A 14,138-nucleotide genomic window follows, 5' to 3' on the forward strand; every position below is an offset into this window, starting at 1 on the left:
CCGTTCGCGCTAGCGGTAAAGATCTCCGGTCCATGACTGATTCCCTCCTCCCGGACATGCTGTCGTGAGCCGAGCATTCATCGCGTAGGTGTTCCCCGGTAAGTCTGGGGTGTTCAACGAGTCTGGCGCATGCAGGAAGTTCTGTTTGTCATGGGGGCTTGTCCAGGACAACGAGTTGCTCGACTGTGTGCCCGCTGCCCCGGTGCGCAGTCCCAGACGGAGCTCCTGTCCGCAGCTGCTGAAGGAGCTGATACTCATGGAAGTCGGTCCCTCCATCCATCGCAACGTGGCGTAGTAGGTCGTCGGTGCGCCCGCAGTGAGTGTGGCCGACAACGGAACTCTCTCCGTCGCCACAGCGTTGTTCGCTGCCTGTGCGTATAGGTCGGTGCCGAACTGGTTCGGGTGAACTGACTGGGCTGAAATACCGAATCCTGCTGCATTGGGCGGCTGGATCCAGGTTTCTGCGTCGCCGGGAGTGGTCGTCAGCACCAATCGACGGAGCGCCGGGTTGTCCGCGCAGACGTTATGCCCGCTGAACCGATACTGCGGACTCTCGTACGTGACCCAGGCGCCCGCATCGAAGGCCGCTTTCGTGAGGGCCTGGTTGAGGCGCTGGCTGACGCTGTTGAGCCAAGATCTGTTGATATCGCTGAGTGCGATGCAGGATGTGCCGTTCTCGAAGAGAGTGGGGTAACCGAGCAGAATGATGCGAGCGTTTCCTGCGCGCTGCTTGATCTCCTGCAGCACAGCTGTGATCTTGCCGGGCAGAGCAGCGAGGCGAGAGTTCACCATCTGTTCGATTGTTCCCGAGAAGGCTGTCTCGGCCGGTGCGGGATCTACTTTGCATTCAATCGCCGGGGATGTGAACGCTCCCGGCGACTTGATACACGCCTGAAGGATGGGACCGAACCCGACATCATTGCCACCGATAGTCATGGTCACCAGCGTGGTATTCGCATCGAGGAAGCCTCGGTCTAGCTGAGTTCGTTCACCAAACTGCTGTTCTGTGGCGTAGTTCGACCCTCCCCCAGTCGGAAACATGTTCTTGGTCTCCGCTCCAGCACACGCGAGCATGTTGAAGTCGAGGCGTGGATCGTTGGCCGATGCGAGAGTGCCCACACTGGCGAATCCCGACACGTTGGGGACGTCGATCTTGTACGGCCAGGCGTATGGAGATCGGTGACACGCGTTCTGATTGAACGGATCTGAGCCGTGGTGGTCGCTGCCACGGAAGAAGTCTGATCCGTCGCCGGCCGACGTTCCTTCGCCTGAGGAGAACGAGTCACCCAGTGCGACGATGAAGTCCGTCGGCTTCTGAGCGAGCGGCACAAACGCTACGGCGTCCCAGGCGATGTCGTCGACACCGTGGAGCGCATTGGCCTGCGCCGCCCTGCTATATGACGCCGTGTTGTTCCTTAGCGTGACTGTGGGAGTACCTGTCATCTGGAAGGTCCCCAGGGAAACCCACTTGTCGGAATAATTGCGTTGGCTCACCGAACGCACGACGGTCGTCGATCCTGTGTTGATCTCGTAGCTAGCTTGCTGGCTCCATGCGCCATGGCTGGGCATATGCACGAGGACGCGCGTCCACTGGCCAGCTAGGTTCTGGCCGAGGTTCCACGTGCCAGATACCGCGAGGTGCTGAGCCTCCTCGAGGTCGACGCTTGGCACCCGGACACGGGAGAAGTAGAAGTGTCCGTTGAAGCCTGCGCCGAGTTGATGAGTGTCTATCTTCGAGGGATAGTCACCGTTGGGTCCTGGAGCATATGTGAGCTGGAAGCTCCCGGTTGTGTTGACGACGGATCCGCATCTTTGCGCTGACGTGCCGTTTGGGAGATTGTCAACAATGATCGCCCCGGATGGCAGGCCATTCGTTGTGCAGTTTGCAGGGTAGCTGTTGGACGACGCAGGTTTTGGGTCGCTGGTCGTGTACGTCTGGCTTTGATAACCGCACATGGTGGAGCAGTTGGATTTCCACGTTGCAGGCTCGTGGTACCAGCACCGGAGGTCGTATGGCCCTCCGGAATAGGCCTGGTGGTAGCAGGGAGCGCTGTACCCCTCGGAAGGGATGTAGATCGACACGTTCGGGTCGCAGTTGTTACTTGCGTCGCAGAACAAGTCAATCGGTGGCTTCACATCCTCGCGATACGTCACTCCCTGGCTTCCGTCAGCACTCGTCCACCAGGCAGGGCTGAACGCCGTTCCATAGTTGAACGTGTCGCCGAGGGGGCCCTGACTCACGGAATTGAGGAAGTATGCCGAGTGCGCGGCGAATCCCAGGACCTTCTCTGGGTACGGCCAGTCCTGAGGGTGTGAAGCGTCACCGGGCGAACCGTCCAAGAACGGTCCTCGGTTGGGGGGATAGATGGGGTTGATGGGGTTGTTGAGCCATCCGACGCCCCATGGTTGTCCGCTAACTGTGTCGGGGTAGAAGCCCGTGTTGTACGCCCACAGTGCATAGAACCAGTTCTCGAGGTACTTGGGAGCGCCGTTGTTGATGGTCAGGCCCGCTGCTCGCGTCTCGTTCCACTTATCGATGAGGATTTGTAGCCCGCGGGAGATGTTCGCCCGGTAGTCCGTGGCAATCATCAGTTGCTGGGAGTACGGCATTTCCCCGGATTCCATGCCCGTCGTCACCTGAGCGATTCCATAACCACAGTCCGCTGCCCCGTAGTCGATAGTCCACCAAGGCTCACCCTCCTCCGCGCTTCTGATGCCGTAGTAGTCACCCATTAAGGGGTTCCCGGTGACGCCGGGAACTGTAAACCGGGATGCCTGCCAGAAGTTCGACTCTTGCGCCAGAATCCCCAGCATGATCTGAGCCGGGACCGATTTTCCTGTCGTCTGCGAAGCTCCTGCTAGCGCAGGCACCCCGAACGTCGTCTGCGCGGACAAATTCCCAAGAACAGCCTGATTCACCGCCCACTCAACTTCAGCGAGATTCGGCTGGAACGCCTGGATGCCCGGGTCGTTGCGCGGCACTGCGCACACCGGCGACCCGCCGCTCCCTGATGAGAGCCGCGAAGGTTCCAACGACTGGTCTGGTGCGGCCAAGTCGTCCGTCGCATCTTGCACTTGAAACTCAATGGTGGTCCCAGATTCGAGCGCCGTGGCGTCAACGATGACTGTGTCCGGGGTAGCCGCTGGACTCTTCGGATCCACCTCGAGGCCGGGCGCAGGCAGCGACACGTCGACGGCGAGCTGACCCGATGAAGAGATCTCGCTTGTCGCCTTCGTTTCTGGGTGGGCTTGCACGGTTGCCGGAAGATCAGCGACGAGAACCTCGGGATCGCCGAGGAGATGGAAGGCCTCGTCGCCGCTTCGGGCGATGCCAAGCTCATCGAGGTCGCCCTTGGCCAGAGCGATGGGTGGGTCGCCGTCCGACGCCGAGGAAAGGAACGCCGTCGCGGTTGTTCCGTCGTGCGAGATGTAGGCCAGGTCCCCCTCGCCTGTGACCGTCAGGTCGTACGGAGTGCCATTCGTCGATGCTAAGGGAGAAGTCGCTCCATCGTTGTCGATGTGGATTACGGCACCGGAAGCGGCAGCGAGGAGTCCGGACTCGGCCGGTACCGCGGATGTGATCTGCCCTGGGACCTCGACTGCGGCCGCGTCCTCTGGCGAGTCGGAAGTGACTGTGACGATGCGAGTGCGCGCCTCGTCCAATTGTGTGAAGGCAATGCGGGAGTCCAGCCCGCAGCCCGGATTGAAGTAGGCGAGTGTGTATCCGGCTCCAAGCTGATGACTCTCGCCGGTCTCGAGGTTGACAAGGGCGCCGAATGCGCCGTGGTTGAACAGCGTCTCGTCGTTGGTGAATCCACGTGGCGCGTACACAACGGCAAGCGTCGCCGCGTCGCTGGTGAGGCACGCATTGCCGACCCACCTATCGGTGTCGAAACCGTACATCGACAGCGTGGCGATGCGCTTCCACTCGTACCCGCTCGAAGACTCGGCGGTCAATACGTGCAGGCCATCTGCGTCGCCCGAGGTGGCCCACGCGATGTCGTGGGCTGTGGTCCACTCGGAGCCGAGTATTGCCGCCCTCTGCTCTTCAGGGATCACGGAGCCCGCATCTCCGTTCTCGGGATCTTGGCGAAGAACCATGTCCGGCTCGGCTTCCTCCGACGGCGGCGTAGACCCCTCAACGGGAGACTGAGGTTCTTCCGAGGGCGCTTCATCATCGTCGGGCTCGACGGGTGTCTCTGGCGCGGGTTCAGGCAGCTCAGTCTGGTCCTCTGGAGTGACCGAGGGGGTCGGCGTGGGCGTCGCCGAGTCGTCGGAGAGCGCACTGGCGGACTCTGTCGCACTCACAGAAAGCATGACCGCGATAGCGATGGCGGCGATTGTCTTTCGCCGCTTATGGCTGCCTACCATGTCTACTCCTTGCTTTACGGCTTCGATGCGGTACTGGTGCATTGCGAAACCTCGGTAGCCCCGCCCATATGGCTGGGGCTTTTGAGAACCAAACGTCTTCGGTATCGGTCGAGCACTTACGCGCACCGCGCATGTCTCGCCCTGGCGCCGCCATCGCACACATCTCTTGGCGGTTGCTTCCTCGTGAGGCGATTCAGCTCACCGCGTGCAGCGGGAAGACCCGATGAACGGTGCGCTAGACCCGAGGGGCGTCGTCGCGCGCTGTTCACGCACCCAGCAGATAGCACCCCTTGGGGTGCTTGACCGCAGCGAGACCGATAGGCAACCCGGCACAGCCCCGAGCGCTCGAGTTCAGGCTTGCGAGTTGTCCCACCGGAGTTCGGAGCTCCACCAGTTGTAGACGGGAATGGAGGTGTACACGTACGCCGTGACCTGCATTCGCACAGAGGTGGCGGGCGAGACGAAGCACAGGGACTTGAAGGGAGCAGGCACACCCCAGTCCTTGTGAATGTCCGTATCGCAGAGCACCTGCCCCGAAGCAGTGATGAGGTTGATGTGGTAGCGGGCTGAGTACCATTGCGCTCCTCCGCTGATGGCAACATCGGTAAGTCGCATCTGCACGAGACCTCTTACTGTGCGCCACTTGTAGAAGTTCACCGGGTTGCCGCTCCCCTGCTCCGATGCGGGGTAGGAATAGGTCCAGGCCATGGTTGTCCTAACGGTAATTGACGACAGACGCGCTTCAGCGCTCGGGGAGGGTAAACGTGGGGGTGTTGTTGCAGAGGCCGTTCACGCTCTGACCTACGGTCGCGATGGTGTACGGGTCGAGGTTGTACACGTCACCCGGCTGAATGGTGTCACCAACGCAATGCCGCACGAAGTTCAGCAGGTGCAAATCTTCCGTGGTGAGGCAGAAGCGCGCGGCGATGGCGATTTCCACATCGTTAGCGACCGCCGTATAGGTTGCGGGGAGACCTTCTTCGTTCGACGTTGCCTCGCCCATCGCGTGCTCACGCTTTCCGAGGTCGCGGATCTCGGCGTAGAACTCCGGGTGGAGAACCCCTCCCGCGACCGGATCGTTGCTTGCGTGCGGGCCTTGCGTTGGGTCGCATCCGTCATACTCCGAGGCCGATCCCGGATCGAGCGGAGGTGTCGCGGCGGGCGACGGCTGGGCAGTGCCGGACTCTGTCGAGGGTTCTTGCCCTGCGCACCCAGCCAGAGCTGCAGTCGCAAGCACGATAACGGCTCCGAGCGAGACCATGTGTCGAACAAGGGTTTTCGACGAGAACCTGAAGGCGTTCATCGCTACGCCGCCAATGCGAGAAGGCCGGCGAAGTCCCCCTGGCGTGCTTGGGAGATCGCGGCCGGGAAGTATCGACCGGCGTCCTCCAGAACGGCCTCGCGAGCGGGACTCGCGTAGCCTTCATCGAGTTCATCCAGGAGCTGCAGCGATTGCTGAGCCTGTCCGTTCGAGTGCGCCTGGCTTGCCGCCGCGATGGTGAGCCCCAACCAGATCATAAATGCATCCGCCACGCCACTTCCTCGTTCCCACAAGGTGTGCGGGGCCGTGTCTTGGAGCGTCGGTTCGGACGGGAACGTTGTCTCTTCCGGGAGAGCCAGCGGGAAGTCGGTGGTGACCTCGGCGTATTCGCTGCGAACACCCGCAAGGTTGGTGAAGCTATCTGCTCGCGTTGCGTCGACGAACTGGTTCATCTCGCTAGAAGAGGCATCTGACGTCGCGGACTGTGACGTGGCGGCAGCGGCGGACTGGCCCCCCAGTGCATGGAGGCTTGCAGACGCGGCGATGACCCCGCCGACCGCTGCGACCATGCGCAGCATCGACCGCCGTGACAGTTCACGGGACTTGTCGTCGCCCGCCGGCCGAAACTCGCGCGGCAATTCGTTGATAGGCATACACGCTCCACATCGTCACGGCACTTGAACACATCCTCGGAGGTGCAAGGACGCAGCTTGACTGAGTCGATGCTAGGCACAGAGCGAAGTCGTGCGCTGTCCACCGTTTGGGGGACACCTTTAGCCCCCTTTTGCGGCAGCAACGAACACCTGACACTTTTTCTTCTCCGACATCATGCCGAGCAGATCACCTCGCTACTCCGAACCCGAGAGGCCGTCGGACCTGGTAGGTATCGCGCCAGTACAGTTGTGGCCGAGCTGCACATCGTTACGAAACAGTGCGTAAGGAATTCCTGCCAGGCGCAAATAGCGCGCGATGGGACCGCTCTCCCGGCGCCAATACTGGGATCGAAGGGCTGAAGTCAGTTCTTCCCAGGGCTCTGAATCGGCCCCGGTCAAGCAGCCCGGGAGGCATCATGAAACGCACTGTCACCGCTATTGCCACACTCGTCCTCGCGCTGACCTTCGCAACTACCGCGGCCAACGCGGACACCGACGAACTCCACCCCGATGTTGAGTACGCGTTGGAGGCTGTGCCCGGTGGCATCGCAGTCGACGACACCACGGTCGTCTGGCCGGCACTCGGGATGACCCTCGAAGCGGCGTCGGAGTCCTCAGCTCTGCGCGCCGTCGGAAGCTGTGCCACCGGGACGTACTGCGCATACGCCTCGCCCAATCTTCAAGGCTCGAAGCTGACGTTCACCATCTGCACCAACGTCAGTACAGCTGCCCTCCAGACCGTGGGATCCATCGCCAACGGTCGAACTTCGGGTAGCGTGCGCGCACGCAACTCTTCGGGGACGACACTTGCGACGGCGGGGGCGAACGGTTCCGCGAACGTCGGCGGAGTCACCACCAACCTCCTCTGCACTCTCTGACTCGCCGGATAGCCTGAGGAGACGAGCAAGGTGAGTGAGGCGGCGGTGATCATGCGGGGCAGTCTTTTCGGCAACCTCCGCGTCGTCATGGACAGCGGCGATTACTTCCCGTCAATCACTTCGTCACGCTCCAGCGCTTCCTCCCAGACGACCGATGCCAACAAGGCCGCCGTATTCCGCGGCCTCTTCGACGAGTACTGGCCTGTGGTTCGGCACCACCTCTCGTGCTTCCTCGAGAGTCAAGAGGAAGCTGACGAGATCGCCGCCGAGGTGTTCGTCGTCGCGTGGCGGAAGCTGCATCCCGAGAAGCCCATGGGTCTGCGGTGGTTCATTCGCACCGCCGACAACAAGCTCCGCGATGTCGACCGCAGTGCTCGCTCGCGCGGACGGGCACTGGACGCACTCAGCCGCGGTCTCCAGAACGCTGCGGACAGAATTCACCCGCTGGACGCGTTGGCCCTTCGCCAGGCGATGAAGATCCTCAACGCGCGTGAGCGTCAGGTTGTCGTCCTCACGTATTGGGACGAGCTCAACGCCGGGGAGGTCGCGGACGTGCTGCGTTGCAGTCCGGCAGCGGTGTGGACAACACTTACCCGAGCACGGGCCAAACTGCGCGCGCAGCTGGAAGCGAAGGAGGGCGAGCGATGAACGTCTCCGACGACGAGCTAGACCGACTGTTCCGCGCCTCCAATCCCGCGTCGGCGGGACGCTTTGCCCCGCTCACTGCGCGCGAGATCGCCGTTCGTGAAGGCATCATTCGGGGGACTTTCCAACCATCTCCCGCCCGACGCCGTCGCCTGGGTTGGGCCTGGGGCGGTGTTACCGCTGCTGTCGCGTCCATCGCTGTCATCGCCGTCATTGCGGTGAACGTCCTCGGTCCGTCACCGTCCGCGCTCGCGTTGACCCCTGCACCCCTCCAGTACTCGGACGCTCAACCGTTGAACGCTGTGGTTGCCGACGCCCAACAGAAACTTGACCTTTCTGAAGGGGTCGTCCAGCAGTCCCGGGTGAGGACATTGGGCTGGGGATGGAACATCGACATCGCCACGGAGCACGTCGAAGTAGTTCCACAGGAGTCTCTATTCGAGTGGTCGCCGGAGTCCGGTTCGATCAGCACGGTCATCGCCGCCGAGTCCTACTGGGCAGATGGCGAGCGACCGGAGGGCATTGCGGAGAGCCCCTACAAGCCAGGCGACGTGATCAGTGAAGTCGAGACGAGCCCGGAGGATCTCGATATCCCGCCTGGAGTACTGGCGCTGAAAGGTTCGAGCCGCGAGGATCTGCTCGCGGCTCTGGCAGATTTCGGCGTCACACCCGATTCGTCGTCCGGAGATCTGCTTCTCGCCATCGGCCAACTGCTGAGCTACTGGACGCTGACCGACGAGCAGCACGCGACCCTGATTAGCATGCTCGTCGACGCCGGCGGCATCACTGTCCTCGGCGAAACGAAAGACCGACTAGGCAGAGACGTCGTCGGGCTTCGTACCAGCGATGACCGCACCGACTACGAGAACACGCTCCTCATCTCTCAGGACAGTGGCCGGATCATCGGGATGGAGAACGAGCTGACCAAGCCGATGGAGTTCATTCCTGCCGGCGTCGTCGGCTACACGCTCTGGGACGTCGAGTAACTAGAACCGCTCCCGCCACGCTACGAGAAGAGCGGCGTCAAGACACGACTCGACAAGCTGCGCGCGACAAGCGGCAGATGAGCGTCGCACTGCGCTGACCCCCGCTGCTGGAGGCCTTTGCGCGAGCCAGCGACTTCCTTACACACCTCTTTTCCTCGGCGCTGTCCAGGGATCTGGCACTCCCTCCTGCCAGATACTGAGAGGAGCGGGGACACGGAGGAAATGGGGACAACATGGCAATCGAGATCACACACGTTCGATTCGACGGTCAGCGGCGCGCACCGGAAGTGATAGTCGCGTACCAGTGGGTGTCGCGAGACAACGGGAGCTCCGGGCAGAGCGACAAGCCGACTCTCGTCGCGTGGGTCGCCGAGGGCAACAAGGTCTATGTCGGCAACGGCGCCAATCAGGTCAACGTCGGCGTCGTCGACCCCAGCCGCGGAGCAGCGTACCTGCGCACGCATGCCGACGGTCGCTACAACAACAACCTCGAAAACCTGCCCACTTTCTGAAGGACAGACCACTGTGAGTGCTGCCGATGCCCGCACTGGGCTCAACTTCACGGCCATCGACTTTGAGACGGCGAACAGGTCCCGCGAGTCGGTCTGCGCCGTCGGCGCCGTTCGAGTCCAAGGCGGCGTCATCGTTGGGGAGTTCTCCTCTTTCGTGAAGCCGCCCTCCGGTTTCGACGAGTTCGAGGAGATCAACGTGCGCGTCCACGGGATCACCGCCCGCGACGTGGACGATGCACCTACCTGGGATGCGGTCTACCCGCAGCTCATGGCTTTTGTCGGCGAGGACCTCCTCGTAGGCCACAACGCCCGCTTCGATGTCTCCGTGCTTCTGAATGCAACCGGCGCGTATGATCTGCCCTGGCCGGAGCTCGGCACACTGTGCACCTTGCAGCTAGCACGAGCCGCCCTGCACATCCCGTCGTACTCCCTGCCCTGGGTGGCGACCCACCTCAACATGGGCGCTTTCGACCACCATGACCCTCTCGCTGATGCACGCACATCCGCGGCCGTTCTCATCGCGCTCGCGCGTCAGGTTGGCGCCGAGTCTGTGGTGGCGCTCGCTGACCACCACGCCGTGCCCATCGTGCCGACGTTCATCGACGACATCGACGGCCTCGCCACGGAGCTGGACTCATCTCCCGACCCGGAGGTCGGAGGAGGGTTCGCCGGACAGATGGTCTGCTTCACCGGAGCGCTGCGGATGATGGTCCGTGATGACGCACGATCCCTGGTGGCCGAGCACGGCGGTCTCACACAACCGGCACCGAACAAGAAGACCACGATCCTCGTCACCGGCGACTTCGATGCCCGCACGTTCCGCCCCGGTGCCGCCTTCTCTTCCAAGCTGCAGAAAGCGTTTGACCTAGTCGACGCCGGACAACGCCTGGAGATCATCACCGAGAGTGACTTCATCGCACGGCTATCGCTGGGCGAAGAGGCTCTGCGAGCTCGCGCACGCCGACGCGCCAAGCTTCCCGAGTGGGTGGTGGCGCATTCCGGAAACGGGCCAACCGGAGACTATTGGGAGTGGTTCAGAGCCGCCCTCGCGCACCCGAAGGGACGTGCCGTCGCAGGCGACGCCTGCATCTGGTGCGACGCTCCGGTCGGGCAATCAGCCCACTGGATTCACCGTGACCGTCATGTGTGCGGGGTGCACTGTAACGAACGACTCAAGCGGTCGGCGGCGCGAGCGTGGTCCAACGCCGGGATCCGCCAACCGGCACCGACCGCACCCTGGGATCGCTGAGCTCGGCGACACAGGCCCTAGTGCGTGCCGACACGAATTCTGAGCAGGAAGCGCCTCGAGTTCGATGTCGTCGTGCGCCTCGAGTTCGATGTCGAGCTTCGTCTCGTCATCTGCCCACGCGACCAGTGTCAGGTCCAGTTGTCTGCGCAGCCATGTAGCTGTCTGCTGTTCCGACCGAAGCGTGGCGAGCTGACGCGCTCGGTCATCGGCTGTACCGGTGAGGTCGCCCGTGGCGGGGGTTGAGTCGGTCATTTTGGTCTCCTGAGGGGTATGACGGAATCGAACGACGAAGCTCCGCTGATTGCCTCGAAGGTGTCGCCGCTCGTGGTCAGGCGTCGGGGGTTTCCCAGTCGATGCCGCCGCGCTCGGTGATGAATGTGTGGATCTCGACGACAGCGGCCCGGTGGATGGGGTTGTTCGCGAACGCCTCGAGACCTGCCACGTCGTCGAACGTCGCGAGGACCGCGAAATCGTGGTTCACCTCGGGGAATGCGACGTTCTCGATGACGTCGATAGATCGGATCGAATCGCCGATCCCCACGAGCCCCAGGAGCAACTCACGGGTTCGGCCGATGGATTCGGCGCGGTCGACATCTTCCCGGAGCTTCCAGGAGACAAGGTGGTGAATCATGCGCTCGCCCTGTTCTGGCCGTAAGCGGGCGTACCGTCAGCGTTGGTCTCCTGATAGCCGATCATCTGTGCGCGGCCGATGATGTGCGGACGAAGGCGCAACCCGACGATGGCGGGGGTCGCGTCCGCTGCGACCTCGAGGGTGGGGATGTCGAGGGCGCTCAGCGTGTAGACATAGCGGTGGGGACCGTGACCTGCGGGCGGCGCAGCGCCGATGAAAATGTCCGTGCCGTACTCATTGCGACGTCGGCGCGCCTTGGGAGGGAGGACGTCGTCTTCGGTTCCCGCCCCTCGAAGCAGAGCGGTGACGCCGACCGGAATGTCGATGAGAGTCCAGTGCCAGAAGCCGGAGCCAGAGGGGGCATCCGGGTCGAAAACAGAGAGCACGTAGCTCTGTGTGCCTTCCGGCGCCCCCGACCACTCCAGGGCCGGTGAACGGTCTTCGCCTCCGGTCGCGGATCCACGAACCCAACCAGGAAGGTGCGCGCCGTTGACGAAGTCCGGGCTTGTGAGGGAAAAGGAAGGAACCTCGGGGAGCTTCCAGTTCGGATCGTTGGTCATGCGAACAGTCAACGCTGGTGCACCACCTCAGACATCGAGCGGAAGTCGGATGCTGCTCATACATTCGTCGCGCAGGGGCTGAAGGTGGCGGACCTATCGTGAAATCAGACCTGCCCATGTCTTCCGAGGACCACTATGAACTCTCTGACTATAAAGCGCATCTACGAGCCGGCCTCGCCCGACGATGGCTTCCGGGTCCTCGTCGACCGGCTCTGGCCTCGAAGGGTATCGAAAGCGCATGCAGAGTTGGATGACTGGTTGAAAGATATCGCGCCGACGCCGGATCTGCGCACGTGGTGGAACCATGACCCCACGCGGATGGCTGAGTTTGCCGAGCGCTATCTTCGACGGATTCCGTGAGGCTCTCGCGGCGAACCGCGCCGAGTTCTTCCAGGCGGTCGCTTCCGGTCCGTTCTACGGGTTCAACCGCGGGGGCGTGGAGCTCTCCGAGCCCGTCGTCGCGAACTGGTGGCGTCAGGGCATGACCGGCAGCGCGCTCGCGCACTACGAGGGCATCAAGGCGTTCTCCGAGACCGACCAGACCGAAGACCTCAAGGCCATCACCGTTCCGGTCCTCGTCCTTCAGGGCGACGACGACCAGGTCGTCCCCTACAAGGACGCCGCCATCAAGCAGCACGAGCTCCTCCCCAACTCCGAGATCAAGATCTACGAGGGATACCCGCACGGCATGCTCACCACCCACGCGGATGTCATCAACCCCGACATCCTCGCCTTCATCCAGAAGTAACCCGCAACACCGCGAGGCGGCGTGNTGGGCACGCCGCCTCCTGCCCTCGCAGCGTTCGTCAGCACAATCTCTGCGACCGCCCTGGCCAGTTCCACACCCTGAGGACCCTCTATGTCTCACGCACTCACCTCCCCCACGCTCGTCCTCCGGCTCATCGCCGAGTTCATGGGCACCTTCCTCCTCGTTGTCGGCGTCGTGGGAGCGGCGACCTTCAGCGCCGGATTCAAGCAAGGCGCGAGCGGTCTCGACATCGGGTTCCTCGGCGTGGCCATCGCCCTTGGACTATCGGTGCTCATCGGGGCCTCGGCGTGGGGACCGGTCTCCGGCGGTCACTTCAACCCCGCGGTGACCATCGGTCTCGCCATCGCCGGGCGCTTCGCCTGGCGCGACAGCGCGCCCTACATCGCGGCGCAGGTGCTTGGTGGAGCCGCCGCCTCCTCACTGATCTTCCTTGTGTCCGCAGGTGGACCCAACGGGATCCTGAGGACCGCACAGACGAACGGCTTCGCATCCACAGGGTGGGGAGCGTTGTCTCCCGGCGGCTTCGACCTCAGTTCCGCGTTCCTCGTAGAGATGCTGGCGACAGGCGTCCTCGTCGCAGTCGTGCTGGGCGTCACCACTTCCGGGTCGAACCCCGCGCTTGCGCCTGCGGCCATCGGCGGCACGCTCACCTTGGTCGCACTGACCGCGATCCCCATCTCAAACGGATCGTTCAACCCAGCTCGGTCTATCGCCACCGCTATCTACGGCGGCGAGGTCGCCCTCTCTCAGCTGTGGATGTCGATTGTCGCGCCCATCTGTGGCGCGCTCATCGTTGGTGGTGCATATTCGCTCGAGCGTCGCTGGTCGAACAGGCGCGTGCAGACGTCCTGACGCGGAGCGCGCGCACTGTGTCCTGGTCAGCCTGAAGGCGCCCGCGTACCTCCGGTGAGTGCCACCAGCGTCAGGTAGGTCAGGTTTCTCATTCAGCGGCAAAAGGTCTCGGTCCGACGGTCGGACTGTCCCCCGTACGGCGGACAGACGACGACCGCGGGCGGTCCTATCGTGAACCGCGGATGTCTCCTCGGGCGTCGCCGCACACTCCGAGGGCTTCGAAGAGCATCCGGTCCCCAACGCAGCTCTCGGGGCGGTTACCCCAGGACCGCCCCGAGAGCTCGCGATTCGATTCGAGGTTCGTCAGGAAGTCCGTCGAGCTGCAAAAAGGCACCTCTCTCGCCCCTGTTGCCACGACCGCTACCTGTGTCTTGATGGATGCACGCGCATGGGTTCCTGTGGGGACCACGAACTGGGGAGCATGAATGGCCATCTACTGGGTGAATTACGACCTCAACCGTCCGGGTCAGAACTATGACACGCTCATCACGTTCCTCCAGTCACATGCGAAGTGGGCGAAGCCACTGAAGAGCAGCTTCTTCGTCAAATCGAACTCGACCGCAGTCGATCTAGTGAAAGACATCCGCAAGCACATCGACCCGAACGACACCGTCGTTGTCGTCGACGTGGAAGGTCAGGAGTGGGCATCGGTAGGGCTGTCCGCGAAGCTCATTCAGTGGCTGCGATCCAACCTGTGAAGGGTCGGGTCCCCACGTGCCCCCGAGGTCGCGCGAGGACGGGTGGCACCCCGCACACCTGCGCTTTGAGCAA

General features: G+C 62.8%; 14 protein-coding genes and 1 pseudogene. 9 read left to right on the forward strand and 6 right to left on the reverse strand.

From position 1 onward, the window contains the following. Positions 1-9: 9 nt before the first annotated feature. The 4 genes from ACTJKH_RS07290 to ACTJKH_RS07305 form a co-directional block, all read right to left on the reverse strand. Positions 10-4,413: a golvesin C-terminal-like domain-containing protein gene (locus ACTJKH_RS07290; RefSeq protein WP_440736354.1), complete on the reverse strand. Its 4,404-nt coding sequence runs from the start codon at positions 4,411-4,413 to the stop codon at positions 10-12. A 309-nt stretch (positions 4,414-4,722) separates the two neighbouring features. Next, positions 4,723-5,079: a hypothetical protein gene (locus tag ACTJKH_RS07295; protein ID WP_440736355.1), complete on the reverse strand. Its 357-nt coding sequence runs from the start codon at positions 5,077-5,079 to the stop codon at positions 4,723-4,725. Positions 5,080-5,113: 34 nt separating this feature from the next. Continuing rightward, complete coding sequence (locus tag ACTJKH_RS07300; RefSeq protein WP_440736356.1) at positions 5,114-5,674, reverse strand: hypothetical protein; 561 nt, start codon at positions 5,672-5,674, stop codon at positions 5,114-5,116. Positions 5,675-5,676: 2 nt separating this feature from the next. Continuing rightward, the gene (locus tag ACTJKH_RS07305; RefSeq protein WP_440736357.1) at positions 5,677-6,285 is read right to left on the reverse strand and encodes a hypothetical protein; all 609 of its coding nucleotides are present in this window, start codon (positions 6,283-6,285) and stop codon (positions 5,677-5,679) included. A gap of 416 nt (positions 6,286-6,701) precedes the next feature. Between ACTJKH_RS07305 and ACTJKH_RS07310 the strand changes: the two genes are divergently transcribed. From ACTJKH_RS07310 to ACTJKH_RS07330, 5 genes are all read left to right on the forward strand, one after another. Continuing rightward, complete coding sequence (locus ACTJKH_RS07310) at positions 6,702-7,163, forward strand: hypothetical protein (protein WP_440736358.1); 462 nt, start codon at positions 6,702-6,704, stop codon at positions 7,161-7,163. 30 nt (positions 7,164-7,193) lie between these two features. Beyond that, the gene (locus ACTJKH_RS07315; protein ID WP_440736359.1) at positions 7,194-7,811 is read left to right on the forward strand and encodes an RNA polymerase sigma factor; all 618 of its coding nucleotides are present in this window, start codon (positions 7,194-7,196) and stop codon (positions 7,809-7,811) included. Beyond that, positions 7,808-8,794: a hypothetical protein gene (locus ACTJKH_RS07320; protein WP_440736360.1), complete on the forward strand. Its 987-nt coding sequence runs from the start codon at positions 7,808-7,810 to the stop codon at positions 8,792-8,794. Before ACTJKH_RS07315 ends, ACTJKH_RS07320 begins: the two co-directional genes overlap by 4 nt. A 233-nt stretch (positions 8,795-9,027) precedes the next feature. Then, positions 9,028-9,306 carry a DUF3892 domain-containing protein gene (locus tag ACTJKH_RS07325; protein WP_440736361.1) on the forward strand — a complete coding sequence of 93 codons (279 nt, stop codon included), beginning with the start codon at positions 9,028-9,030 and terminating at the stop codon, positions 9,304-9,306. Beyond that, positions 9,257-10,555, forward strand: coding sequence for an exonuclease domain-containing protein (locus tag ACTJKH_RS07330; RefSeq protein WP_440736362.1), 1,299 nt, complete (start codon positions 9,257-9,259; stop codon positions 10,553-10,555). Before ACTJKH_RS07325 ends, ACTJKH_RS07330 begins: the two co-directional genes overlap by 50 nt. Positions 10,556-10,883: 328 nt before the next feature. Here ACTJKH_RS07330 and ACTJKH_RS07335 read toward each other — a convergent pair whose 3' ends face one another. Continuing rightward, the gene (locus tag ACTJKH_RS07335) at positions 10,884-11,186 is read right to left on the reverse strand and encodes a Dabb family protein (RefSeq protein ID WP_440736363.1); all 303 of its coding nucleotides are present in this window, start codon (positions 11,184-11,186) and stop codon (positions 10,884-10,886) included. Further along, entirely contained in the window at positions 11,183-11,746 is a 564-nt protein-coding gene (locus ACTJKH_RS07340; RefSeq protein WP_440736364.1) for a YbhB/YbcL family Raf kinase inhibitor-like protein, read from the reverse strand. Before ACTJKH_RS07340 ends, ACTJKH_RS07335 begins: the two co-directional genes overlap by 4 nt. A 135-nt stretch (positions 11,747-11,881) precedes the next feature. Between ACTJKH_RS07340 and ACTJKH_RS07345 the strand changes: the two genes are divergently transcribed. From ACTJKH_RS07345 to ACTJKH_RS07360, 4 genes and pseudogenes are all read left to right on the forward strand, one after another. After that, complete coding sequence (locus tag ACTJKH_RS07345) at positions 11,882-12,106, forward strand: DUF488 domain-containing protein (RefSeq protein ID WP_440736365.1); 225 nt, start codon at positions 11,882-11,884, stop codon at positions 12,104-12,106. Continuing rightward, positions 12,078-12,494 (forward strand): annotated as a pseudogene (locus tag ACTJKH_RS07350) (alpha/beta fold hydrolase); the annotation flags it as partial. The gene ACTJKH_RS07345 and the pseudogene ACTJKH_RS07350, both read left to right, overlap by 29 nt. Before the next feature lie 111 nt (positions 12,495-12,605). Then, positions 12,606-13,367, forward strand: a complete 762-nt coding sequence (locus ACTJKH_RS07355) for an aquaporin (RefSeq protein WP_440736366.1) — start codon at positions 12,606-12,608, stop codon at positions 13,365-13,367. Positions 13,368-13,792: 425 nt separating this feature from the next. After that, a complete protein-coding gene (locus ACTJKH_RS07360; RefSeq protein WP_440736367.1) occupies positions 13,793-14,065 on the forward strand; it encodes a hypothetical protein in 273 nt (90 codons plus the stop codon). Positions 14,066-14,138: the final 73 nt, after the last annotated feature.

Source organism: Microbacterium sp. 22215 (assembly GCF_052045655.1).
Taxonomy (GTDB): domain Bacteria; phylum Actinomycetota; class Actinomycetes; order Actinomycetales; family Microbacteriaceae; genus Microbacterium; species Microbacterium phyllosphaerae.